24 protein-coding genes are annotated in these 24,720 nt (G+C 52.4%); 9 read left to right on the top strand and 15 right to left on the bottom strand.

Annotation, left to right across the window (positions count from 1 at the left end; all coding sequences use genetic code 11):
• Window positions 1-357: 357 nt before the first annotated feature.
• Entirely contained in the window at window positions 358-627 is a 270-nt protein-coding gene (locus PJE062_RS25180) for a hypothetical protein (RefSeq protein ID WP_008552958.1), read from the bottom strand.
• 357 nt (window positions 628-984) lie between these two features.
• Between PJE062_RS25180 and PJE062_RS25175 the strand changes: the two genes are divergently transcribed.
• From PJE062_RS25175 to PJE062_RS25165, 3 genes are all read left to right on the top strand, one after another.
• Entirely contained in the window at window positions 985-1,395 is a 411-nt protein-coding gene (locus PJE062_RS25175; RefSeq protein WP_008552976.1) for a DUF2147 domain-containing protein, read from the top strand.
• A 101-nt stretch (window positions 1,396-1,496) separates the two neighbouring features.
• Window positions 1,497-1,928, top strand: coding sequence for a DUF2147 domain-containing protein (locus PJE062_RS25170; protein WP_008552997.1), 432 nt, complete (start codon window positions 1,497-1,499; stop codon window positions 1,926-1,928).
• Between the two features lie 210 nt (window positions 1,929-2,138).
• Complete coding sequence (locus PJE062_RS25165; protein WP_208982486.1) at window positions 2,139-2,774, top strand: TetR/AcrR family transcriptional regulator; 636 nt, start codon at window positions 2,139-2,141, stop codon at window positions 2,772-2,774.
• Between the two features lie 41 nt (window positions 2,775-2,815).
• On the opposite strand, the gene PJE062_RS25160 is transcribed toward PJE062_RS25165, so the two are convergent.
• The 7 genes from PJE062_RS25160 to PJE062_RS25130 all read right to left on the bottom strand — a co-directional run bounded on the left by PJE062_RS25160 (window position 2,816) and on the right by PJE062_RS25130 (window position 10,058).
• The gene (locus PJE062_RS25160; RefSeq protein ID WP_208982485.1) at window positions 2,816-3,361 is read right to left on the bottom strand and encodes a TlpA disulfide reductase family protein; all 546 of its coding nucleotides are present in this window, start codon (window positions 3,359-3,361) and stop codon (window positions 2,816-2,818) included.
• 131 nt (window positions 3,362-3,492) lie between these two features.
• Entirely contained in the window at window positions 3,493-4,200 is a 708-nt protein-coding gene (locus PJE062_RS25155) for a glutathione S-transferase N-terminal domain-containing protein (protein ID WP_008552940.1), read from the bottom strand.
• 122 nt (window positions 4,201-4,322) lie between these two features.
• A complete protein-coding gene (locus PJE062_RS25150; protein ID WP_008552937.1) occupies window positions 4,323-4,775 on the bottom strand; it encodes a GNAT family N-acetyltransferase in 453 nt (150 codons plus the stop codon).
• An 18-nt stretch (window positions 4,776-4,793) separates the two neighbouring features.
• Window positions 4,794-6,362, bottom strand: a complete 1,569-nt coding sequence (locus tag PJE062_RS25145; RefSeq protein ID WP_008552986.1) for a glycosyltransferase family 39 protein — start codon at window positions 6,360-6,362, stop codon at window positions 4,794-4,796.
• Window positions 6,363-6,486: 124 nt separating this feature from the next.
• Entirely contained in the window at window positions 6,487-8,238 is a 1,752-nt protein-coding gene (gene mdoH / locus PJE062_RS25140) for a glucans biosynthesis glucosyltransferase MdoH (protein WP_008552978.1), read from the bottom strand.
• 3 nt (window positions 8,239-8,241) lie between these two features.
• Window positions 8,242-8,445, bottom strand: a complete 204-nt coding sequence (locus tag PJE062_RS25135) for a hypothetical protein (RefSeq protein WP_008552985.1) — start codon at window positions 8,443-8,445, stop codon at window positions 8,242-8,244.
• A 5-nt stretch (window positions 8,446-8,450) separates the two neighbouring features.
• A complete protein-coding gene (locus PJE062_RS25130) occupies window positions 8,451-10,058 on the bottom strand; it encodes a glucan biosynthesis protein (protein ID WP_008552934.1) in 1,608 nt (535 codons plus the stop codon).
• A gap of 534 nt (window positions 10,059-10,592) precedes the next feature.
• Between PJE062_RS25130 and PJE062_RS25125 the strand changes: the two genes are divergently transcribed.
• On the top strand, window positions 10,593-11,708 hold the full coding sequence (locus PJE062_RS25125) for a Gfo/Idh/MocA family protein (RefSeq protein WP_008552951.1): 1,116 nt from the start codon (window positions 10,593-10,595) through the stop codon (window positions 11,706-11,708).
• A gap of 67 nt (window positions 11,709-11,775) precedes the next feature.
• Here PJE062_RS25125 and gatB read toward each other — a convergent pair whose 3' ends face one another.
• Window positions 11,776-13,260, bottom strand: a complete 1,485-nt coding sequence (gene gatB / locus PJE062_RS25120; RefSeq protein ID WP_008552925.1) for an Asp-tRNA(Asn)/Glu-tRNA(Gln) amidotransferase subunit GatB — start codon at window positions 13,258-13,260, stop codon at window positions 11,776-11,778.
• 236 nt (window positions 13,261-13,496) lie between these two features.
• The gene (locus PJE062_RS25115; RefSeq protein ID WP_008552962.1) at window positions 13,497-13,793 is read right to left on the bottom strand and encodes a hypothetical protein; all 297 of its coding nucleotides are present in this window, start codon (window positions 13,791-13,793) and stop codon (window positions 13,497-13,499) included.
• 407 nt (window positions 13,794-14,200) lie between these two features.
• Between PJE062_RS25115 and PJE062_RS25110 the strand changes: the two genes are divergently transcribed.
• Window positions 14,201-14,458 (top strand): YjhX family toxin, encoded by a 258-nt coding sequence (locus tag PJE062_RS25110; RefSeq protein ID WP_008552988.1) that lies wholly within the window; start codon window positions 14,201-14,203, stop codon window positions 14,456-14,458.
• A 48-nt stretch (window positions 14,459-14,506) separates the two neighbouring features.
• On the opposite strand, the gene PJE062_RS25105 is transcribed toward PJE062_RS25110, so the two are convergent.
• Window positions 14,507-15,331, bottom strand: a complete 825-nt coding sequence (locus tag PJE062_RS25105) for an alpha/beta fold hydrolase (RefSeq protein WP_008552942.1) — start codon at window positions 15,329-15,331, stop codon at window positions 14,507-14,509.
• Window positions 15,332-15,379: 48 nt separating this feature from the next.
• Between PJE062_RS25105 and PJE062_RS25100 the strand changes: the two genes are divergently transcribed.
• Together PJE062_RS25100 and PJE062_RS25095 are read left to right on the top strand one after the other, a co-directional pair.
• Entirely contained in the window at window positions 15,380-15,691 is a 312-nt protein-coding gene (locus tag PJE062_RS25100; protein ID WP_037038229.1) for a helix-turn-helix transcriptional regulator, read from the top strand.
• A 205-nt stretch (window positions 15,692-15,896) separates the two neighbouring features.
• Complete coding sequence (locus PJE062_RS25095) at window positions 15,897-16,586, top strand: HAD family phosphatase (protein WP_008552968.1); 690 nt, start codon at window positions 15,897-15,899, stop codon at window positions 16,584-16,586.
• 106 nt (window positions 16,587-16,692) lie between these two features.
• Here the strand turns inward: PJE062_RS25095 and PJE062_RS25090 are convergent, their stop codons facing one another.
• From PJE062_RS25090 to PJE062_RS25080, 3 genes are all read right to left on the bottom strand, one after another.
• Complete coding sequence (locus PJE062_RS25090; protein ID WP_008552927.1) at window positions 16,693-18,216, bottom strand: multicopper oxidase family protein; 1,524 nt, start codon at window positions 18,214-18,216, stop codon at window positions 16,693-16,695.
• Between the two features lie 93 nt (window positions 18,217-18,309).
• Window positions 18,310-19,524: an NAD(P)/FAD-dependent oxidoreductase gene (locus PJE062_RS25085; protein ID WP_008553016.1), complete on the bottom strand. Its 1,215-nt coding sequence runs from the start codon at window positions 19,522-19,524 to the stop codon at window positions 18,310-18,312.
• Between the two features lie 353 nt (window positions 19,525-19,877).
• Window positions 19,878-20,555, bottom strand: coding sequence for a cysteine hydrolase family protein (locus tag PJE062_RS25080; protein WP_008552933.1), 678 nt, complete (start codon window positions 20,553-20,555; stop codon window positions 19,878-19,880).
• A 193-nt stretch (window positions 20,556-20,748) separates the two neighbouring features.
• Here PJE062_RS25080 and PJE062_RS25075 point away from each other — a divergent pair, with 193 nt between their 5' ends.
• Complete coding sequence (locus tag PJE062_RS25075) at window positions 20,749-22,053, top strand: SDR family oxidoreductase (RefSeq protein ID WP_008552930.1); 1,305 nt, start codon at window positions 20,749-20,751, stop codon at window positions 22,051-22,053.
• Window positions 22,050-22,517, top strand: coding sequence for a DUF2269 domain-containing protein (locus PJE062_RS25070; RefSeq protein ID WP_008553014.1), 468 nt, complete (start codon window positions 22,050-22,052; stop codon window positions 22,515-22,517). Before PJE062_RS25075 ends, PJE062_RS25070 begins: the two co-directional genes overlap by 4 nt.
• Window positions 22,518-23,226: 709 nt before the next feature.
• Here PJE062_RS25070 and gatA read toward each other — a convergent pair.
• Entirely contained in the window at window positions 23,227-24,708 is a 1,482-nt protein-coding gene (gatA, locus tag PJE062_RS25065) for an Asp-tRNA(Asn)/Glu-tRNA(Gln) amidotransferase subunit GatA (RefSeq protein WP_086003622.1), read from the bottom strand.
• Window positions 24,709-24,720 lie beyond the last annotated feature (12 nt).

Genomic DNA, 24,720 nt, shown 5'->3' with positions numbered 1-24,720 from the left:
TCCGGGTTCTTTGACAAATGAAGAAAGAAAAGTACCACCTCACAACCGAGCGGGAGAGGTAAATACACGCAGACAATACAGCGTGTCTCGCTATGCTTTTGAGGAAAGGAGGGAGAAGCTGTCACAAACCATAAACAGCCATCTCATGCACAAGCATAAATCGCTCGCATTATATAATATCAGTACGGAGGGAAACGCAGCTGTATAAACCCAAAGGTTACTCACTAAAACGACAAGGGTCTAACAAAAGCCGAAAACCATCACAGCATCACAGCATCACAGACAATGTAGCAGGCATCGCCCCACCCAAATCAAAAGCTTGTCGCATGTGAGCCGCGACAAGCTACAAAACTCACATCAATGCACAGAAAGCCAGTCCCGGGCCGCGCGCTGCGCTTCTGCAATTTCCATAGAGGACATTTCCTGAGATACCTCGCGGCGATATCGCACCGCTTGAGTGCTACCGCGCATGGCAGCCAGATTAAACCATTTGTGCGCTTCAATCAGATCGCAAGCACCAGCTTTGCCGGAGGCTGCATCAAGACCACGCCGTAACAGAGATTCCACTTCGCACGCATTTTGCTTCACATGCCGATGAATTACGCCATCAAACTGCAACACAGTCATTAAATCTCTCTCCTAAAACACAGTGAACTCGTTTGGTATTGCTCGTAATTTTTGATGAGATAAGAGGAGGCTCATGACCTCCCCGAAATCTAATTGACGTCGCGGACTATTAGATTTTGACACTCTAAAAAGGCGGTTAAAAACCATGATTGAAACGAAAAAAGCGGTCTCAAAAACAAAATTTAAGTAGTTCTGTCACGGTGTAAACCAAGGGATATTGCACTGAATGATTTGATGGGTTGTGCGAATCAAGTCCGGGGAGAACATGTCTAGTCCACTGATTGATTGCCTTGCACATTCCTGAGCTTACGATAAGGTAAAGTCATTCTTAAAAGCTTCAGTGTTTTGGGAGGAACCATGAAAGCACCCTTTTTGAAGACATCTCTGGCCGCCCTGCTCTCGCTTGGCCTCACCACATCGGCTCTGGCTGCAGATGCAACAGGCACCTGGATGCGGGCTAATGGGACTGCAAAAATCAAGATCTCCAAATGTGGGGGCAATCTGTGCGGCAACATTGTCTGGTTGAAGAAGCCACGCAAAGATACCGAAAACCCTGATCCGAAACTGCGTGATCGGTCGCTGATCGGTACAAAAACCATTCTTGGTATGAAGCCAAATGGCAAAAACAGCTGGAAAGGGAAAGTTTACAACGCGGAAGACGGCAAAACCTACTCTGGTAAGATGGAACTGGTTTCTGACAACAAGCTAAAACTTGAAGGCTGCGTTCTGATCTTCTGTAAAGGCGACACCTGGACCCGTACAAAGTAAATTTACCTTAGGCTCAAAGGGCTCAAGCCGAGACAGGCCTGTTATGTTAGCTAATCACCTGCTCCTTGATTGAGGCAGGTGATTAGGCAAACAGGTTGGAAATGACCCGTCCAGGCATCATCTTTTACTTCTTTCTTTTCATGGCTCCGGTGGCCGCTCCTGCCCATAGCTCCGATTTGCACGGCCTCTGGCAAACGGCAAAAGGAGCAATCATCAACATTTCCCAGTGCGGCACAGCCATGTGCGCACGGTTGCAGTCCTTCAGGCCACCTGATGGGCAACGACAACAAGACGTATTGGATCTGCGAAACCACGACACCGCAAAACGCGCACGCAAAGTTCTTGGCCTCCGAGTTCTTTGGAACATAAAAGCGGCTGGTGAAAACAAATGGCAAGCAGAAGGATATGACCCACGGCGGGGATACGAAGTCAGCATAGATCTGCACCTTCTGCCCAGCGGTCTTTTAAGAATGACAGGCTGCAGAAAAGTCGTCCTCAACTTCTGCGAAAACGTCAATTGGCAACGCCGCTAGCCTTCCCCTCTTGAGCGTCGAAAACTCAACAAATTGAAACATATCTCGCAGCATTCGTTTCCTGTTCTTTTCCCGCTATATGCTAAGGACAAGCCCTTGAACACCTTGCTGACTGGCATCTGAGCACGAACTTTTCGAGATTATGCCAGAAAGGCATGGCATCTGCTTTTGGTTTGCGTGAGCAGAAATCTAAGGATGGTTCAGCGGTTCATGGCCAGCAACACGAATCCCGATGATTTAATCCCGCCGCACAGGCTGGAAGAGATTTTCAAGATTGCCTTTCAGCTGCTGCTGCGAAAGGGACGCGAAGCCGCGAGTATGGACGCAGTCGCTGAAGCTGCTGATATTGATGCTGATCTGCTGAGGCAAAGGTTCGAAGGAGAGCATGATCTCGTCGCCCCGGCCATGCGTTGGTACTTCATGCGGTTCAGCCAGCAGGTTAGCTCCAGTTCAGCCATGTACGCCGATATCTATTCCTGCATGTATCTGATGTTGACTGATTTTGCAGAGCTTTGCGAAGAGCAGAACCGCATCGAAGGCAGTCTTTACTGGTCAACTATTGGAGAAATTGGCCGGTTTGATCCTGTTTTGGGAAAAGAATATCTCGCCCTGCGCCTTGAATGGGCCGCTGAAATTCGTAGGCGTTTGGTTAAATTTGAAAGTGATCTGCAAACGCCGGAAGACATTGATCATCTGGTGGACTATTTCATGATGGCGTTTGAAGGCATTATTCAGATGGTAAAGTTTGAAACTCCGCTGGATCAAATCTTCCCCGCTATCGACATCACAATGGAAGCTCTCACCAGCCGCATGAAAAAGAGCCCGAACATGCCGGGCTCCAAATAAACGCATTGTCAGTCTGAAGTGAAATCACCTCATATGTACACTCAGTTACCTGAGGCAATGGTGCCTTTGCCCTGAAGGTGGCCGATAAAGGTCTCTCGGATCTGTGGTGCATCCCACTCCAACGACCCTGGAATTCCGCCAAGAACACCGCCGTTTTCATCCAGAAAGATTGTGTAGGGCATGGCCGCAACCTGAAACGCAGTGCCCATCGCCTGCATATCGACAGCCTGATAACTGGTAAAGCGCTCAAGGCCCAAACGATCCTGTAGGAAGCTTTGAATGCGGCCATAAGGAACATCTTCCAGCGCAACCACGACAAACTGGCCATCGAGCCCTTGCGCTTTCAACTCATCTTCGAAGCGCTCCATCGCTGGAAGTTCAACGCGGCAGTTTGGACACCAAGTTGCCCAGAAATGCAAAATAGCTGGCCCTTTGGTGAAAGCTTCACCGAGTGTTTTCGTGCCATTGGCATCTCTCAGTTCAAGGCTGAACTTTGGATCTTCAAAGGAGGCCGCTGAAACGGGAGAGATCAGCGCCCAAACAGCCAGAAAAAGGGAAGTCAGCAGTATTTTTTGAGCCCGCATCATATCAAGGTCCATTCGCAAGTGATTTCAATTTATCATTCTGCGAGAGCCTAATTTTGGCGGCACGCCGGTTCAAATCAACTTAAAGTGCCGGTGTCGTGATTGAAGCTTAAAACTGCTGATCGTTACAGGTATCAGCGCTGGTTGAACAACACAGACTGTGCCTGTTTATCCTCCACAATATTGGAACTATCAGCCTCTGCCTTACCAACTTCAAGCCCTTTCACCACAGCTGATCGCGCCAGCAACCGCTCACGCCAGGCTTTCACATGCGAAAACTCCTCCAGATCCATGCCCTGACGCTCCCAACGATGAGACCAGCCGAAAATCGCCATATCGGCAATCGTGTATTCTCCGGCGGCCACATAGGAGCGATCTGCAAGCCGCTTGTTGAGCACCCCATAAAGCCGGTGCGTTTCATTGAAATAGCGGGTCATGGCGTATTCAATTTTCTCGGGCGCATAAATGCGGAAATGGTGGTTCTGACCAAGCATGGGACCAAACCCGCCCATTTGCCACATCAGCCATTCCTCAGTTTCCACACGGCCGCGCTCATCAGACGGGTAGAACCGATCAAACTTGCGCCCCAGATACTGCATGATAGCCCCGGACTCAAAAATGGAAATGGGTTCACCGCCCGGCCCTTCAGGGTCAACAATGGCAGGCATGCGATTGTTTGGGGCAATCTTCAAAAACTCAGGATCAAACTGTTCCCCGCGCCCAATGTTCACCAGTTTCAGATCATAGGGAACGCCCAGCTCTTCCAGCATGATTGAAATTTTCCAGCCATTTGGCGTTGGCCAGTAATAAAGCTCAATGGGTTTGGTCTGTGTTGCGGCCATGGGTCACCTGAAAACAAATGTAGAAGAAAATCGGGAGTAAGGGATTGGCACTGCCGGTCAGGTACGAAACTTATTTCAGAACTGGCCAGCATGAAACACTCGATGTCGCTGCCAGTTAACAGTTAGAAAACCAGCTTGAAGCCTTCGTGGGTCGGCACAAATCCGTTGCTCTCATAAAAGCGGTGCGCATCGGCACGCTCCTTATTGGATGTGAGCTGCACCATACAGCAGCCCTTTTCACGCGCCAACTCAACTGCATGTGAAAGCATCGCCTTGCCAAGCCCCTTACCGCGCATATCAGAGCGGGTATGCATGCTTTCAATCTGACCGCGCGGTTTGCCGTTAAAGGCCAACCCGATCAGAAAGGATAGCTGAAACGTAGCCACTGGCTCGCCCTCGTCCAGCTCGCCAACATAAATATCGGTATCTGCCGCTTGCTGGATGGCGAGGAACGCTGGTCGGTACGTGTCAATCTCATCGCTTTCCAGATGAACACGCTGGGAGGAGGCCCCTCCGTTCATCATTTGCACAACAGCTTCAAGATCTTCAGGACCGGCAACACGTATCTTCAACATCAAAACACCACGTAGGAACTAGCGACAAATTTCAGAATCGCTATCCACTTTGGCGATCCCGAATGTGGTTTTACGGAAGTTCTCCTTCTTCCACAAATGAGGCCAGCTCACATCGATCTGGTGGGAACGCAATGTTTTGCCATCTGTCGGAGCTTTGCTGGACGCAAACCCGCCACTGCTGAGTGCGGTTTGCATGCCGCGATTGGTACCATCGTCGCCCATATCCCAGACGATAAAGCAGTCTGAGCGTTGGTCAGTGCTGGGCTGGAAGCTTTGGATGATATGGCGAGCGTCTGGCAAGGTGACGCGCAGGTTACCACCGGTGTATTCATCCAGAGAAACGATGGTCGCTTGTGCGGCCTCCGGGAACTGTGCCTTGAGCTGCTCGCCGAGATCCTCGTAGGGCTTCATATGTCGGCAGTAGCCGCCGCACATTTTTTTGTCGGGGGCCAGAAAACCGGAGATGCGGATTCCGAGGACGACGAGAACTAGAACCGCCAGAACGCTGCTGTAGATTTTCACCGATCGCGCCGCATACGTCCTGCGCGAGATCTGGAAGAAGATCACCAGCGGCAGCAACAGTAGAACCGGATGCATGTGGCGCTCTTTGATGTATTGCGCGCCGCTGAGCAGAACGCCTGTGAACGCCAAAGCCAAAGAGATCAGCAGAGCGCGTTGCAGCAGTTGGCCGACGCGATACACCTCTGGATCAGGAGCGGTACGCTCCCTCACCTTCCCCTTACCAAACAGCGCTGGGAAGAACAGCAGCAGGACTAAGGGCAGAAACGGGGCGGAGAAGCCAAGCAGGCTGGTGAACAGGCGCAGTTCACCGGTCAGGATGCGGGTCACATCACTCCCCTGCTCTCCCTCCCGCATCACGTTGAGCGCAGAACCGACCAAAGCTTGCTCGCTGCTGACAACCCAATAGAGGTAGGGGCTGTACATGAGCACCGCGATCACGCCGGAGGCCACCAGCAACGGCAGCCGTATCTGCCTGCGCCAGTAACGATCACTTAAGACGGCCAAAAACATCGCAGCAGGCACCAGAACGTAAGAGTGCTTTGAGAGCATCCCCAAACCAACAGCAAGCCCCAGACACACCGCCGCTCCAACCATCTTGTCCCGCAGCATCCAAAGGAAGCAGTAAACGGTGGCGGCGGAGGCGGCCATCAGCACCGCTGTGTGGGTCACCCCCTCATGCAGGTTGAAGCCGATCTGGTAGAACGCCACCCAGGAAAACACCGCCAAAGCCGCCAGTTTCTCATTAGCAATGGCCTGCCGCGCCACGCCATAAAGAAACAGCGCGAAACACAACACCAGCGAATACTTGAGAACCAGAAAGCTCCAGATGGTCGGGCCAAAAATCCTCTGCACGCCATAAAGCAGCCACTGGTAAACGGGAGGCTGGCGCACCTGATAGCCAAGCTTCAGCTCCTGCACAAACACGTTCTCAAACATGTCATCTGTGCTGAGTGTGGGAGAAAAATAGCCGCGCAAAAGCAAATGCAGTAGCAAGTAGCCTGCAATCAGAACAACAACGCCCGCCGGTCGCCACCACAAGCGGGTTGAAACTGTCTCTTCCGGCATTCACTCATCCCCCATGGAGACCCAGACCGGAAGTTTAAACACTGGACAAAACGCCAGATACAAAGAGGGCCACATCCCAGCTGCTCAGCTGGTGGATGTGGCCCTCAAAGCACAAATGAACGGGTTATACCCTAAGATCTGCGGAGTATTTTTCCACATGGGCGAGCAGTTGGGCCGCGCCCTTCTGATCAGAGGAAAGCACAAACCCCAAACGCTCGGCAGCACGACTGCCCACATTGTATGAGCTTGCCCAGATGATGAACGGTGCCAGCAGCATCGGCAGCGCAACCGGCATCACCCACAGCCACAGCGCGGCTTCACCAATCCAGCTCAGGCCCATGGCCAGCGCACCAATCACGCTCACCCACCAAACAGACCGCAAACATTCCAGTAGCGGAAGGCGCGCAGCATCACGGTGAGCATTGGTCCATCCGCTGTCACGGCCCATCAGAACCTCAAACACAGAGCGACACTGGAACGCCATCAGAACCGGAGCGAAAACCGCAGAGCTGATCAGCTCAACAAAACCGCCCAAAATACCTTTGCGAGAGGTCGTCTGATCACCCAAAAACACTTCTTTCAAAACAACAAGCGTTTTGGGCAGCACCAGCAGAGCAACAACACCAAACAACAGAGCAGCACCTTCATACGCCGCACTCATAGGTATGTGACCCAAAACCGGCAGATGGTTCTTGAAGGTGTAAGCTTCCAGCACAGGCAGATCCAGCGGAGCAAACAGGCTGGCCAGCAAAAACGCAGCCCAGACCGGGGAGCTCAGATAAGACATGATGCCAAGCATCAGAGAGAACCGGCCCCAAGGTTTGAGCGCACGCGCACCAATCACGCGGGAGTGCTGCAGGTTGCCCTGACACCAGCGCCGGTCACGCGCCGCGTAGCCAAGAATATTCTCAGGCGCGGCCTCATAAGAACCGGTGATCCGCGGATCACACTCCACCTGCCAGCCGGCACGGGCCAAAAGCACCGCTTCCACACTGTCATGGCTCAGGATGTGTCCACCAAACGCCGCTGTATCATCCAGCTCCGGCAAACCACAGCTGGAGGCAAACGCACGAGTACGGATGATGGCGTTGTGGCCCCAGAAAGGTCCGCACTCTCCCTGCATGGCAGCAAGGCCAAAGGCATAGGCACGGCCAAACATGCCAGAGGCAAACATCAGGCTACGGCCAAAATAGCTTTTCAAACCAACCAGCATCGGCACGGTCTGCAGCAGGCCAAGGTTTGGCTCCGCTTCCATACGACCAACCATATGCACCAATGTGTCGGCACGCATCAGGCTGTCCGCATCCAGCACCACCATGTAACGGTAGGCACCACCGCAACGCTGCACAAACTCGGCTACATTCCCGGCTTTACGGCCATGGTTGTCAGTCCGGCGGCGATAGAAGATCTTTTGCTCCGGATAACGCGCAACCAGTTGACGAACAACCTGTTCTTCCTGCACTGCAATCTCATCATTGCGGCTGTCAGAAAGCACGTGCCAGTGAAACAGGTGTGTTGCATTCTTTACCCGCAAATCATCCATCATAGCAGCAAGGCGCGCAGCAACTTCAGGCGCATCCTCATGATAGATCGGCATCAGAATTGCTGTGGCAGAAGCTGGCAGGGCGCGCGGATCAGCATCAAGAGGCTTAACAGAGCGGCCATAAAGAAGGCCCAGCAAAACAGTTGCCCCACCCCAGGAAAGCCAGAGCGTGCTGATGAACAGCAGCGCGATCCGAACCACCTCATAGATGTTGAGGTGGTCAGCGCTCAGGGCTGCATAAAACAACCCTGTAAAGCTGAGGGACAATGCAAGACAGAAGACAAAAGCCGCAGCCCGGCGGTGCCCTACCCCGTCGCGAAACGGCTTATCCATGGATTACCGCTCCGAGAAGGTGGAAATGGCTTTTCGCAAACTCGTCCCCTTGCCTGGCAAAGCTGAGTAGCTGCGCCCAAACCGCAGGCGGCGCCAGATCAGAACAAACCAGCTGTCACCGGCAGAAAGGTCCTGCACTGGCATGGCAAGCGGTGCAACAGGGCCGCTGCTCAGGTTAACGTGTGTAGAAAATAGTTCAGATTTCATAGGTCTCATGAGCTCCACCCCCACTGGTAAAGCCACTCTTCGGAAACTGCTTTTTCGCCGTCAGTCAGCTGAAGGCGTAACTCAACCGGGATTTCAAGGTCATCGCGGGAAACATCAAGAAACACACGATAAACACCCAGTTCTTCAATGTAGCGAACGTCCGCAAAGTCTACTGTGCCGTTTAAAGCAGCGTTTTCGATAAATGGTTTAGCGCGTACAAGCTGCTCCCCATTCAATCCGCTTTCAGCAAACAAAGAGGCATCAAAGTCCACCACAAACTTGCGGGTCAGCGAGTTCTCTTCAGATGCTGAATGGCCTGCTTTACCAGAACGGGTCTGGGTAATCGGCATCAGCATCTGCTCAGAACGACCAACTTCATCACCCCAGTACATCTTGTAGTGGAACGAGAGTTCGTCACCGGCTTTCACCGCTTCATTGGGCGACCAGAAGGCAACGATGTTGTCGTTGATTTCCTGATCAGTTGGAATTTCTGCAAGCATCACAGCACCGGAACCCCAGTCACCAAGAGGCTCAATCCAAAGGCTTGGACGCTTGTCATAGCGAGCTTCAAGATCTTGATAATTCTCAAGATTTTTATCGCGCTGCATCAAGCCAAACCCTGCTGGAGAACGTGCTCCAATGAAGGAAAGCTGCAGATTATCCGGGTTGGAAAGTGGCCGCCAAGAGGTCTTGCCATTGGCAAAACGCAGCTTCAGGCCATCACTGTCATGCACCTCAGGTCTGAAATCATCAAACCCGACACGGTCGTTTTCACCGTAAAGATACATGGAGGTTAGTGGTGCAATCCCAAGCCGCTCCACATCACTGCGGAAGAACAGATGTGCAGTCACATCCACTTCTGTCTGCTGGCCTGGTTCAAAAACAAACTGATACGCTCCTGTAACACTCGGGCTATCAAGTTCCGCCCAAACGGTCACCTTGTCGGAACCCTCAACAGGCTTGCCAAGGTAAAATGCGGTGAAGTTCGGAAACTCCTCCGGCTTGCCGCTGGCTGTATCAATAGCAAGCGCACGCGCAGACAAGCCATAAACATTGCCAGCACCCAAAGCACGGAAGTAGCTGGCGCCCAAAAACGCCACCAGTTCATCCATCCGCCCTTCCACGTTCAGTGGGTTCAGCAGGCGGAATCCAGCCACGCCGGGAAAAGAAACATCGCTCAGAGATGCGGTCAGTTCTGCATCCTGATAGTCAAAGTCAGCAGCTTCAAACACAAATGGCTGAGCTGCGCCCTCTTTTACCTCATGAATTTTCAGAGGATTTTTGAACAACCAGCCCGGATGGAAAGCATGAACACGGAAGTTCTCGGTGTCCTTCCACTTGCTGCGGTCACGCTTATAGGCAATTTTCCGATAACCATCGTACTTCAATGCAGCCAGCGCTTCCGGCAATTCTCCGGATGGTTCTGTATAGGCTTCCTGCGCCTGTGCCTTCATCTTTGCCACGAGTGCGCCAAAGGTAAATGGCATCTGAGACTGAGAGCTTTCGCTTGCACCAGCAGCTGCAGAAGAAGCGAAAGCCCCAAACCCAACACTGGAGCAAATGACGCCTAATACAGCGATATTGGAAAGAAAACTACTTCGTTGATTAAGCAACGAGACGCCCCCAAGGTTTCAAATACAACAAAGTGCAGTGTTCGCATACACTGCGCAACTATAAGTTCTAGCAGAGCCTAGATCTCAGACCAGACAAGTCTCCATAACGCCCGATCACCTGAAGTTTATCGTAGCGTAATAAGGCGGAGATGTGGTCGTGGCTAGGCGGAGAGGTGATGATTCACAGCGAAAATTAACCCTGTGAAACATCTCTAAACCATTAGAATTACTGAGATATTAGGGGCAACTTATTCAGGCGACACGTTTTCACCACGCTCTAACCCCAAACCCACCAAAAGCAATCGCGTCTCTTCGTCAACTTCTTTGCCTGCATAGGCTGTGATCTGACTATTCTTGGCAAACCCCAGACACTCAAATTCAGATGATATCCAGTCAACTTTTCTTGGGCGCAGCGCTATCTCCTGCCGCCGCGGCAGTAATGCTTACACAGAACAACACGCATTCTTATCAGTTTCTCTGAGCAGTTTTTAAGGCACTCCCCCTACCCTTTTCATCGGTTCTGAAGGAGGCCCTATGGAAATTGGCATCGGTCTGATCGGCGGCGGATATATGGGAAAGCTGCATGCGGTGGCATTAAACGCAGCCGGTGCTGTATTCGACACCAAGCTACGCACCCGTCTGGAGATGATCTGCACCACCACCGAAGACGGGGCGGAGGACAAAGCCAGACAATTTGGTTTTGCACGCGCCACCAGCAATTGGCGCACACTGGTCAACGACCCTCGTGTAGAAGCAATCGTCATCGCAAGCCCTCAGACCACCCATAGAGAAATTGCCCTTGAAGCATTCCGGCTCGGAAAACCGGTCCTTTGCGAAAAACCTCTCGGCGCCAGCCTGTCGGATGCTACTGTCATGGCACAGGCGGCAGAAGAATCCGGCCAGATCAACATGGTCGGTTTCAACTACATCCGCACCCCGGCAACCCAACTGGCCCTCAAACTCATCAAAGATGGGATCATAGGAGACATCACCTTCTTTCGCGGGGAACATACAGAAGACTTCTTCGCAGACCCGAATGCCCCGGCAACATGGCGTTCCAGCGGAGATGCCAACGGCACCATGGGAGACCTCTCCCCTCACATGATCAACTGTGCTCATGTTTTGGTTGGTGCAATCAAAAGCGTGAATGCCCAGATCGAAACCGTCTTCAAATCCCGCCCTTCCCAATGTGCACCCAACATCGTCGAGCAAGTTACCAATGATGATGTCGCTCAGTTTATGTGCACCTTTGAAAATGGTGTCACCGGCCACCTGCTCTTCAGCCGCGTGGCTCTGGGCAAGAAGATGGGCATTATCTATGAGATCACGGGAACCAAAGGCGCGCTGCGGTTTGATCAGGAAGACCAGAACGCACTCTGGCTTTACCGCATGAAAGACGGCCCGGAGCAATCCGGCTTCCGCAAGATCCTCACCAACCCGCACCACCCGGATTACGCCGCCTTCTGCCTCGGCCCCGGACATGGCACCGGCTATCAGGATCAGCTGATCATCGAAGCCCGTGATTTTCTGGAGGCCATCGCAACAGGCGAAACCAAATGGCCAACCTTCAAGGACGGCCTTGAAGTCTCCAAAGTGGTCGATGCCGCCCGCCGCTCCCACAAATCCGGCAGCTGGGTCGATGTGAATTAGCTTTTCGCAACAAAAAAGGCCCACCAAATAGGCGGGCCTTTGAATTCTTTAGAGCTGGAAAACCGGCTTATTCCAGACCGATCTTCACTTTCAGCATGTCAGATACAGCCTGTGGGTTTGCTTTACCCTTAGAGGCTTTCATCACCTGACCAACGAACCAACCCAGCATGCCTGGCTTTTCTTTCGCCTGCTCTGCTTTGTCAGTGTTCGCTGCAAGGATCTCATCTACGATGCCTTCAATTGCACCAAGGTCAGTCACCTGCTTCATGCCGCGATCTTCAACGATCTGTGCCGGGTCACCACCCTCAGTCCAAACGATCTCGAAGAGGTCTTTCGCGATCTTACCGGAAATGGTGCCTGCTTTAATCAGGTCGATGATCTTACCGAGCTGCTCAGAAGAGATCGGGCTGGAGGTCACATCCAGACCTTCTTTGTTCAGGCGGCCAAAGGTGTCGTTGATCACCCAGTTCGCAGCCAGCTTCGCATCACGGCCCTTCGCAACTTCCTCAAAGAAGTCACAGGAAACGCGCTCAGCAACCAGAATATCAGCGTCGTATGGTGTCAGGCCAAACTCGTTGATGTAACGTGCCTTCTTCTCATCCGGCAGCTCTGGCAGGTTCGCAGCCATTTCATCAACCAGTTCCTGAGAGAACTCAAGCGGCAGCAGATCTGGATCTGGGAAGTAGCGATAATCATGCGCTTCTTCTTTAGAGCGCATGGAACGGGTCTCACCCTTCACGCTATCAAACAGGCGTGTTTCCTGATCGATCTCGCCACCATCTTCCAGAATGCCGATCTGACGACGGGCTTCATATTCAATCGCCTGACCAACAAAACGGATGGAGTTCACGTTCTTGATCTCACAGCGCGTACCGAACTCACCGCCCGGCTTGCGAACAGAAACGTTCACGTCCGCACGCATGGAACCCTGGTCCATGTTGCCATCACAAGTGCCGAGGTAACGCAGAATGGTGCGCAGCTTGGTCAGGTACGCTTTTGCTTCGTCAGCAGAGCGAATGTCCGGCTTGGAAACAATTTCCATCAGCGCAACGCCAGAACGGTTCAGGTCCACGAAAGACATGGTTGGGTGCTGATCATGCAAGGATTTGCCTGCATCCTGCTCTAGGTGCAGACGCTCAACGCCCACTTCAACCTGTTCCCCGTCCTTCATGTCCAGATGGATGGTGCCTTCACCAACGATCGGCTGTTTGAACTGGGAGATCTGGTAGCCCTGCGGCAGATCCGGATAGAAGTAGTTTTTGCGGTCAAAAACGGACTTCAGGTTGATCTCTGCCTTCAGGCCAAGACCAGTACGGATCGCCTGACGCACACACTCTTCGTTGATCACTGGCAGCATGCCTGGCATCGCTGCATCAACCAAGCTCACATTATTATTCGGATCGCTGCCAAAGCTGGTGGAAGCGCCCGAGAAAAGCTTGGCCTCAGAGGTCACCTGAGCGTGAACCTCCATGCCGATTACGATTTCCCAGTCGCCTGTTGCACCCTTAATGAATTTCTTCGGGTCTGGCGTCCGCGTATCGACAAGCGTCATGCGATCAATATCCTGTGTTCGTTAAAGTCTTCGCGTAAAAAATCGGCCACGCAAATGCACAGCCACGAAGACCACCTAATTTCTCAATGGTGTTGGGTAGGCCATCAACCCCGCAATGGCAAGTGAATCTTCGCCCGTTTTTTGCGCAGAGTGCCTAAATTTCGGGGAGAAGCCTTTAGAAAGGCATCTTCAGGCGCACCAAGCTTGACCCACGATGAAGTCAGCGCCCTCGCCCATCACTTTGCACGGCGACGGCGTGCCCCGATTTTCATAGCAATAGCACTTACAATAAGGCCTGTTGCAAAGCGGAACGGAAACAGCGCCAGCGGACCAACCTCCGGGTTCCACGGCATCGGAATCCCGACAAGTTTGATCGCACCTTCTAGAAACAGGCTCAGCGCAGCAGCAGCAAATCCGGCAATGAAGATCTTTGCTCTCTGATTGGAATAGTAACCCATATAAGCGGCGATCAGGATCGCAAACGGATTCAAAAGCCCCGGCCAGAGCAGGATTACGGAGATATCATCAGTCATCTAAGTCTCATTCAGATCAGAACGGCGGTATCTGTGAACCGCCACATATGCGCTACGTAGTTCCCCTAGCACATTCTGCAGGGAACTACTCAATAGACTTAGAGCGCATCCCCGAAAATGCACCTTTTCACCGCCTTATACCGGCAAAATCACACGTCAACACCCACACATGCGCAAATCTGCAACACTCTCTCAGCTCTGCGCAGCACACCCTGCAGCCTCTCTTGCATCGCTGCACACCCTTGCCTATAAGGCAGCCATCAATAAATGGAGTTTTGATGCGAGCTCGACAAGAGTCCCGGTAAAGCCCTGTCGAAGTTAGACAGGGCATGCACAAAGAAACCAACCTCACTGACCGCATGAGCGGGCAGACGAGATAAGTGCATCTTCAAAACTCAAAGACATCAATGGATATTTCGAAATCTGAACAGCGCATTTTGCATGTGCTGGCACAAGGCGGCTGCATTGAATTGCGCCGTGACGACGACGGCACTCTGGAAGAAATGAACTGCATCACCCGTGACGGATGGTATTACGCTGGCCTTTCTGAACACATCTTCAGAAAGCTGAAGTACCGGCGCCTGATCTCCTCCAAAGGAGGCCGTCCGTACCGGATCACCAAACTGGGCCTCTCCCGCGTCCGCAGCCAGCTCGACAATCGCTGACAAAACCACCCCGCAGCATCAGGCTGCGGGGTAAACTTTCACATCTCGCTATCTGGCATGATCAGAGATTTGCTTCATAACCGCAGCAACAATAGCTTCAGGCCGATCTTCCTGAACCAGATGCCCTGCCTCAGATATCAACTGACACGCTTGGCCAGATAAGGACTGCGCAAGCGCCTCCCCTTTCTCAGGAGGAATCCACTCATCACACGCACCCCAGAGAACTGAAACCGGACAATCCAACGGCCCGTAAAGCGGCTCAATCTCATCCGTATAGGCCTGATCCATCTGCGCAATCTGCCGGTAAAACGCGGGCTGACCAACCGGACCAATCCACGGCGCGCTATAAATCTCCAACGCCTCTTCAGAAAGCTCATTATGTGCGGCAGTTTGCAAGTAAGCGCGCAACATCGCCTTATGCATATACTCCGGCATCTCGGCGAAGGCAGCTGTGTGCTTGCGAACATGCTGAACCAATGGCGAGCCCCAGGGAGCCAGCGCAACAGCATCGAAAATTGTCAAAGACCCATAACGCAAGCCCTCCAGATAATAGGCTCGCAAAACCGTTGCACCGCCAAAATCGTGTGCCAGCACATCAGGACGCGTCAGCCCCCACTCGTCAAACAGGGCTGCCAACACCTTGTTCTGCACACCCAGCGAAACATCCTGCCCTTCGCGCATTTCAGAAAGACCATAACCGACCAGATCAAAATAGTAGACCGTTCTGCGGTCCATGATATGGGGCACAATCCTGCGCCAGACCTGAGAAGAAAATGGTGTTCCGTGAACAGCCACCAACGGCGGCCCGTCGCCCACCTTGCCCCAGCGCACCGCATTCCCATGAATGTTGGAGGTATATGGAAGTTCAAGCATAACACGACTCACATTGACATTTGGCTAAATGACTATATGAATATTCAAATGGAAAGAGCAATACAAATAAAGGCCATCTCCAGCGAGCCGAGACTGAAAGTTCTGCGCCTCCTCACAGAGCCGCAAAAACACTTCAGCCATCAGCAATCCGCTGATCCGGTTGAGTTTGGCGTGTGCATGACATTGATTGCCGAAGCTCTAGGCGTTGCCCAACCCACAGCCAGCAGGCATCTGGATATCCTTAAACAAGCTGGTTTCATCACAGCCCAGAAGCACCTGAAATGGTCCTACTGCAAACGCGATGAAGCAGCGATAAAAGACTTCCTGCAGTGGCTGGGAGATGAAATCTCGCCTGCCTAGAGCAGGTGCGAGAGTTCAAAGACTCGGCATTTCATCCGGGCCGCAGTCCCACCATTACCAGTGATGTAACAAAGAAATCCTCCATGCCTGTGAGTTCTTAAACATTCTGTGGCGGCTTCCCCTGGCAATTGTACCGAGTTAGATTACCGCTCCACTGTGAAATGAAGTTCCAACCTAAAATGCCTAAACGATGAAGGAGCCGTGGATGTTTCCTGTTCCGCTGGACGCTGTAATTTTTGATATGGATGGGCTACTGCTTGACACAGAAAGACTTTATCGGGCGGCAATCTTCGGAGCATGCAAGGACCTTGGTCATACCATGCATGATCTTCTTCATCTCAGCTTGATCGGCACTCCTAAAGAAATAGGAGATGCGAAACTGAAGGCACACTTCGGCGATGGCTTCGCGATTGATAAGTACCATGAAAGATGTCGAGATCGGTTTCGCGCCTTGTGCGCGACGAGTATTCCATTGCGTCCGGGTGCGAGCGAAATACTTGATTGGTTGAAGGAGCTTAACATTCCAAGGGCCGTAGCCACCTCTACCCCTAGAATGCTGGCTCTGGATCATCTGGACAAAGCAGGGGTCATTGATCGAGTTGATGCTGTCGTAACTCGAACAGATGTCGAGTTCGGCAAGCCGCATCCTGAGACATTCTTAAAGGCTGCTGCTGCAGTGGGCGGTCGTCCTTCACAATGTCTTGCTTTGGAAGATTCCCATACCGGTATCCGTGCGGCCACCGCCGCAGGCATGGTCACGGTCATGGTGCCAGATTTATTAGAACCAACTGAGGAAATCCGAGATTTGGGTGTTTCTGTCGTTCCGAGCCTTGATTGCCTGCTTTCAAAATTGCGGTCCAGCATCGACCAGTCAGAGCAGCATTGCCCTCTATGAACCCACCTAGGATTTGTTTTCATCCACCAGCGGCAAGGTACGCCCTTTAAGCTTTATCACCCTGTCAAATCGGGTTTTCGGCAAACCTTTTCACAAGCACCACAGGCTATTGCCTCAGCAACTCACGCTCATCCACCACGTAGCGTACCGGCTGCATCATGCCGACGGCAAGGTGCCAGATGTTGTGGCAGTGGTACGCCCACATGCCGGGATTATTGGCCAGAAACTCAATGGTTACCGTTTCGCCCTTCGGCACCCAGACCGTATCCATAATCGGCGCAAAATCATCATCTGCGCTGCCAAGCACACGGAAGGTATGGCCATGCAAATGCATAGGGTGAGACATTGGCGAGCGGTTGATCATGCGCAACTGCACCACCTCTCCCTGCTGAATGTCCAGATATGTCTTTTCAGGATGAGGACCAGCAAAAGGCTCCGGCCAGTAGTGATTGTTCATCATCCACTCGTATTTCTTCATCTCACCGGAAAGAAGCACATCATAAACCCGGTCCACCTTACGCCCGAAACCGGATGGATTGAGCGATTGCAAACTCCTGAAATCAACCGTCACCCCATCGAATGTAGGGCGTTTGTCATTCACAGTTACCTGCACATCATCAGTGTGAATGACGCCAAGGCACTGCTTATCATCACCTAAGGCTGCAGCGTGGATCGTGTAGCTGCCACTCTCTGGCACATCAACCAGCACATCGTAGCGCGCAGAAGTCGGCACAATCACATTCTGCCCTTCAACCGGCTTTACCCGGTTACCATCCACCTCGATGACAGAAAACTTCAAACCATCAATGGAAATGCGGAAGAACGTGCTGCCGGAAGAGTTGATCAATCGCAGCCGCAACCGCGAGCCTTTTTTGACAGTGAGCGTCCACGGCTTGGAATTTGGCTGCCCATTCAAGGTGTAGCCAACATTTACAACATCAATATCAAAGTCTTTGCTGTTCGGCGGCTCATACGCATCCTTGATCTCAGGTCGATGTCGTCCGCTTCTGAGCTTTTCAATGATCTCCTTCCCTTCTGCCGGAGGGATATCGCTGAACATCAATGCTTCATCATAATCATAGGAATATGGATTGTCCTTGGGATCAATGATAAGCGGACCCAAAAGCCCATACTGCTCCTGCACACCAAGGTGAGAGTGATAGTAGTAGCTGCCTTGCTGAACCAACGGGAACTCATAGTACTGAGAAGTCCCAGCCTCAATCGGCAACTGAGCAATCTCCGGCACACCATCCTGAAGGGATGGCAACAAAATCCCGTGCCAATGAATGCAGGTTGGCTGGGTCAATCTGTTATTGATGAGCACCCGGAACATATCCCCTTCCGTATAACGGATAGGAGTTCCCGGCCATGTACCACCAACCAGCAGGCCCTGCAAATCAACCCCATATTGCGAATAGGGCTTCTCATCCACGACCAGCGTATAATCTGGCTTGGCAACACCCGCGCCGAGCAGGGATTGAGCACAACCGGTTTCTGGAGGAACTGAAGCTGGAGGGAGAACGGGCTGCGTTTGCTGAGCCCCGGCTTTTCCCGCAATGAATGTCGCCGCTCCTGCCGCGAGCCCGCCGCTCGCGCTGGTTTTCACAAAGTCTCGACGGCTCAGCTTCATGGGGCACCTGCTCTTCCACACACCAAAAGAGCAGCTTAAGATAGAGAACGCCTACATTTCCCTAGCATTTTCGAGAGGATTATAAGGAATGGATTACGCGCCGATCAGACGATCAGCGCCCATGGAACCCAGAGCCAGAGAACTGGTCAGGCCCGGACTTTCAATGCCCATATAGGCCAGCAGACCCGGAATACCGTGGGTCTCTTCACCCCAGATCGCAAAGTCAGCCGCTTCCACACCCGCAGGCACCAGCTTCGGGCGAATGCCGGAATAATCTGCCTGCAAACTGCCATCTGCCAGATCCGGATAGTACTTGCGGATTTCAGAGTAGAACCGCTCACTGCGCGCTTCGTTCACTTCGTAGTCGATCTCGTCGATCCACTCCACATCAGGGCCAAACCGTGCCTGATTACCCATATCGAGCGTTAAGTGAACTCCAAGTCCGCCCGGTTCAGGCACTGGGTAGATTAGATGAGAGAACGGCGCATCACCCGGAAGACTGAAGTAATTGCCTTTGGCGTAGTAGAGCTTCGGCACTTCACGGCGCATGTGCCCCGCCAGCTTGGAGAGCATCTTGTTAGAATGCAGGCCCGCCGCAATAACCAGCTCGTGGCAGGTGATCGCATAGCCATCCTTCATGACAACGGTAAAGCCGTCGCCTTTGAAGTTCTTGGCCGCAAACTCCTCGTGCTCTTCATCATCCATATGCTCATCAGCCGCTTCCAGATCTTCTTCCACCAGAATGTCGGCGCCCATCAACTCACTTGGACGCATTCCGGTTTCAATCTGAGTGACTTCTGTCCCAACAACAACAAGCCCGCCATGCGCTTCTAATCCACCCTGAAGGGCCATCATGTACGCATGACTATCCACAATGCCTGTGGAAGGAGAAAACAGGGCGCCCTTACACGCAAGATGCGGCTCAAAGCCCCGCGCCTGCGCTTCATTGAGCATCAAAAGATCTTCAACACCGTTGGCAGCAGCGCGTGCGCGAATGCCATCCAACATGGAAACCTGACTTTCATCAGTCGCCACAATCAGCTTGCCAACACGCTTATAAGGCACACCATATTCCTCACAGAAGGAATAGAGCATCTCCTTACCTTGCACACAAGCCTTTGATTTCAATGAATCTTTTGGATAGTAAATCCCGGCATGGACAACCTCGGAGTTACGGGCACTGATTTCGGAGCCGATGATCTCATGCTGTTCCAGCACAATAACTTCTCGTCCCCTGCGCGCCAGTTCATATGCCGCGCTCAAGCCTACAACTCCTGCACCGATTACGATGCACTCAACGTCTGCCATGCTATTCCTGTTTGCTCTTTTATTGTTGGGAGACAGACCCATAGCACATTACGCAGCAATCTAAACAATATACCCACAGCCTTTCCCGCATTAATCCCCAAGGCAAATGTGTATATTTTGAGGCACTATGTCTTGAAACGGCAAAACACCCAATATCTAGTAGGCAGCATAATATACCAGCATTCTGCCCATCCGCATTCATCCACAACCGGACTTACCGCTTGGACAGGCAAACAAAAAAGCCTGCGCAGGACGCAGACTTTTCCAGAGCACATGTAGTGCGCATGTTAATAATGTGCAACAGGCACACTAAAGATAAATCAGAGACCTACAGCATATCTAGGAAAACTGCATCAGTGGATCTCGGCAAGCTCCGCAGGCTTCACCAGCTGTACCCCCTTCTCAGCCAGCTCTGTCCGGCAACCTTCCCAGGCCTTCGGATCAATGGAGAGCACAGCATCTTCCACCAGCTCCACCTCATAACCTCGTCCCAATGCCCCAAGTGCTGTGCTCTTCACGCAGTAACACCCATCAAGCCCGGCAATCTTCAGTCTCCCCACATTGTGCTGCTTTAGAAACACCACCAGCTCCTCACTGGCAAACGCATCTCCCACACTCTTCACAATATTCGCATCCGGCTGAAAACTAAGTCGCTTATCCAATGCCAATCCATCAGAGCCTTTAGTGCCTAACCCTTCGCCAAGCAAACCAATCAGGAAGTTGGTGTAGCTCCCATCATAAATAAGCCGCGTGGTGATCACAGCCTCACCCCGTGCCTGCGCCTCTGCCGCCAACCTGTTAATCCGCTCAATCCGTTCATCAACAAACGACATCGGCCACTGCCGCGCCTTGGTGTTCTGAGTGAAGTCTTCCTGCATATCCAGCACCAACAAGGCTGCCTGATCCCGCTGCACCTTATCAATCACCTCACCCTGGATCGGCCCCTGCAGACGCATCAAACGCTGCGCAGTGTAGCCAAGCCCCACCACAAGCATCAAAACCACAAGCCCAACCGCACTCCAAACACTCATTCACGCCTCCAAGTTACGTTTGAGCCAGCCCAGAACGCTTCTTCAACTCTCGCTCATCCATATCCTCACCAAACCACCCAACACTGATTCTGTCAACTCAGTTGACAAATTAGATGTAAGCGCGCTGCAAATGCTCGTGCTAGGTTGACCATGTAGTGTGTGAGTCTCTTTTTCGTTTACTTAAAGTTCTTTCATGACCACCCGAAAATCAGCAGTCGTCCTCGGCGCATACGGCTTCATCGGCGCAGCCTGCGTCAAACACCTTCAAGCAGCGGGATTTCACGTCACTGGCGTTGGCCGTTCACAATCTGCAGCACACCAAACTTTCCCGGAGATCCCTTGGCATATCCTCGACATCGCCAAAGCCACCACCGAACAGTGGCAAGGGATTTTCCGGAGCGCAGATGTCATCATAAACGCCTCCGGCGCTCTTCAGGATTCTGCGAAAGACAATCTGGAGGCAATCCATGTGCAGGCGATCGAACGGATCTGCGAGGCGTTAAAAGACACGGATAAACGCTTCATCCAAATCTCCGCTGCGGGTGTAAGTCTTGAGGCCTCTACCCATTTCTTTCGCACCAAAGCAAAAGGAGATACTCTGATCCAGAAGCATCTCCCCCACGCATTCATTCTGCGCCCTGCCCTCGTCATCGGCCCACAAGCTTATGGCGGCACGGCTCTCCTGCGAGCAGCAAGTGCAATGCCACTGATTGGCTTTAAAGTGTTTCCCGATAGCCAGATCCAATGCATGTCATTGGATGACCTGGCCAATGCCGTCACCCAGTGTGCCCTTGGCAACATACCCGAAGGCACAACCGCAGATCTCGCAGAAGAAATACCGCAAAGCTTCTGGCACCTCACAAAAGCAATAAGAAGCTGGCAAGGTTTGCCAGAATGGCGCTACGCCATAACAACGCCAAACTGGCTTTTGACAGCGACAAGCAAACTGGCAGACATGCTCGGCCATCTCGGCTGGCGCTCTCCACTGCGCAGTACCTCCATTGAAACACTACGAGAAGGCATTCTCGCCGACACGTCAAACTGGAAAAATGCTGGCGGCTTCACCTGTAAAACACTTCAGGAAACACTTGCCAATCTACCCGGCTCTACACAGGAGCGTTGGTTCGCAAGACTCTATCTCCTGCTCCCTCTGACCATCACTTGCCTCTCTTTGTTCTGGCTAGCCTCCGGCATCATCGGAGCCATCCAACTCAATGAGGCACAAAGCGTCCTGCTTGAAAGAAGTTTCCCACCAGCGCTCAGCCTACTCTTTGTCTTAGGCGGCAGTCTGGCTGATATCACCCTCGGCACCTTGATCCTGTTTCGCAAGCACACCCGCCTCGCCTGCCTGGGTATGATCGCTGTAACGCTCAGCTATCTGGGGGCCGGAACAATATGGGCAACTGACCTCTGGGCTGATCCGCTTGGCCCCTATGTCAAAACGATCCCCGCCATGATCCTTGCCCTCTTTCCCATTCTGCTGCTGGAGGAAAGATGACCTACGAGTTCCTCAAATTCCTGCACATCATCGGCGCGTGTGTCCTCATTGGAACTGGGGCAGGCATTGCGTTCTTCATGGTAATCGCCGCCAGAACGCTAGACGCCACCGCAATCGCCCACACGGCAGGAACTGTCGTTATTGCCGACACGCTCTTCACGGCCACAGCTGTGATCGTTCAACCCATCACCGGATATCTGCTGGCAAAAGACGTTGGCTGGCCACTAACCGAGGGCTGGATCCTGCTCTCACTGGCACTTTACGTGCTTATTGGCGCATTCTGGCTGCCAGTGGTCTGGATACAAATCCAACTCCGAAACCTCGCCGCAACAGCAGTCGAGACCAACACACCCTTACCACCCCGCTATCACACCCTCTACCGCATCTGGTTCGCCTGTGGTTTTCCCGCTTTCATAGCAATTCTTGGGATTGTCTGGCTCATGATTGTGAGGCCAACATTCTAAATATGAGGCTACAGATGCAGTACAACGCATTGATGAGCAATTAAGAGCTCGCCAGTCAGAAATAAGCATCTCCAATTATCTATTTATCTAGCAAAAATCATATCGCTAATAAATTAGTTACCAGAGAAAGAAACATCAATGAAACGTTATGTTTATGCCCTATCTCTCCTATGCTCATGCATTTTGCTGGCGAGCTGTAACTCAACAACAGGCACATCTAAATCCGCACTGGCAGATATTGTGAATGGACCGAAGATAATTGACGGAAAAGAGAGAATAAATGGATTCACAGTTGTGTACTCGCGACCGACAAAGAACGGAAACTTTCTAATATCTGCACGTCCAATAAAGTCAGAAGACGATAGGAAAAAAGCCCGCTCAGCAGTTGAAATAGCACTCAAAAGGATTGAGACCCAAAGACGAGCAAAAACCAGTCAACAGAACTCTTGTTCCATAAATAACATCGGTCTCACAGTTGAGCGCAATCCTAATGTCCTCGCTTTAATTGCCAACTGCTCAGCAACGCAAAAAACGAACTAGACTAAATTCAACAACGTTCAAACACCGTTTGCCCAAAGCAGCTGAGCACCCGTCATAAATTCAGCAGAGCTACAAAACCGGGCAACCTTTAACTAGTCATATCATCAACAAAAAGGCCCCGGATCTCGCTCCGAGGCCTTCGTCATTTCTTAGCAGCGTGCGCTGAGGCTTATTTGCTCCACCAGTTGGCGGAAGGCTCGAAGCGGCCGGCGGCCTGTTCGATGACTTCACCAACCTGGAACAGGGTGCCTTCGTCGAATGGTTTACCAATCAGCTGCAGGCCCAGTGGCAGGCCATCTTTGTTGAGGCCAGCTGGGATGGACATGCCTGGAACACCAGCCATGTTCGCAGTCACGGTGAACACGTCATTCATGTACATGGTCACTGGATCAGTGATCTCACCCGGCGCAAACGCTGCATCTGGGGTGGTTGGTGTCAGGATTGCATCCACACCGTCTGCCCATGCATTGTCAAAGTCCTGCTTGATCAGAGTACGAACCTTCTGCGCTTTCAGGTAGTACGCATCGTAGTAACCTGCGGACAGAACGTAGGTGCCGATCATCACGCGGCGCTTCACTTCATCACCGAAGCCAGCTGCACGAGTGTTCTCATACATCTCTACAATGTCGTTGCCCGGCACACGCAGACCGTAGCGAACACCATCGTAACGCGCCAGGTTGGAAGAAGCTTCCGCTGGAGCCACGATGTAGTAAGCAGGCAGAGCGTACTTGGTGTGCGGCAGAGAAATCTCAACGATCTCAGCGCCAGCTTCCTTCAGCCATGCAATGCCCTGCTGCCAGAGCGCCTCAATCTCCGCTGGAATACCATCCATGTGGTACTCTTTAGGGATACCGATCTTCATGCCCTTAATGGACTTGCCAACGAACTCTTCGTAGTTCGGCACAGGTGCATCAACAGAGGTGGTGTCTTTTGCATCAACAGAAGCCATGGACTTCAGCAGGATCGCGTTGTCGCGCACAGTACGGCCAATCGGACCAGCCTGATCCAGAGAAGACGCAAACGCAACCATACCCCAGCGAGAACAACGGCCATAGGTTGGCTTGATGCCAACAGTACCGGTCAGCGCTGCAGGCTGACGAATGGAACCACCAGTGTCAGAAGCTGTTGCCGCTGCACAAAGGTGCGCAGCAACCGCAGAAGCGGAACCACCAGAAGAACCACCAGGAACCAGAGCAGTCTCAGTGCCATTGCGACGCCAAGGGTTCACAACATTGCCGTAAAAGGAAGTCTCGTTGGAAGAGCCCATCGCGAACTCATCCATGTTCAGCTTACCCAGCATCACAGCACCGTCGTCAAACAGGTTCTGCGTAACAGTGGACTCATACTCAGGCTTGAAGCCATCAAGGATATGAGAACACGCCTGAGTGTGAACACCTTTGGTCGCGTAAAGGTCTTTAATGCCGAGAGGAATACCTTCCAGCGGACGCGCTTCGCCAGCAGCGATTTTCGCGTCAGACGCTTTGGCCTGCTCACGGGCAATATCGCCAGTCACAGCAACATACGCATTGAGCGCCTCATTGCCGGATTCGATAGCGCCGAGATAGCTCTCAGTCAGTTCAGTTGCGGTAAAATCGCGGGCAGCAAGCTTGTCGCGCGCCTCTGCGATGGTCAGTTTGGTAAGATCAGTCACAGTCATTATCCT

It is taken from the genome of Pseudovibrio sp. JE062, from assembly GCF_000156235.1.
Taxonomy (GTDB): Bacteria; Pseudomonadota; Alphaproteobacteria; order Rhizobiales; family Stappiaceae; genus Pseudovibrio.
The sequence above is the reverse complement of the archived record's forward strand: the minus strand, read 5'-3'. Positions and strand labels throughout refer to the sequence as shown.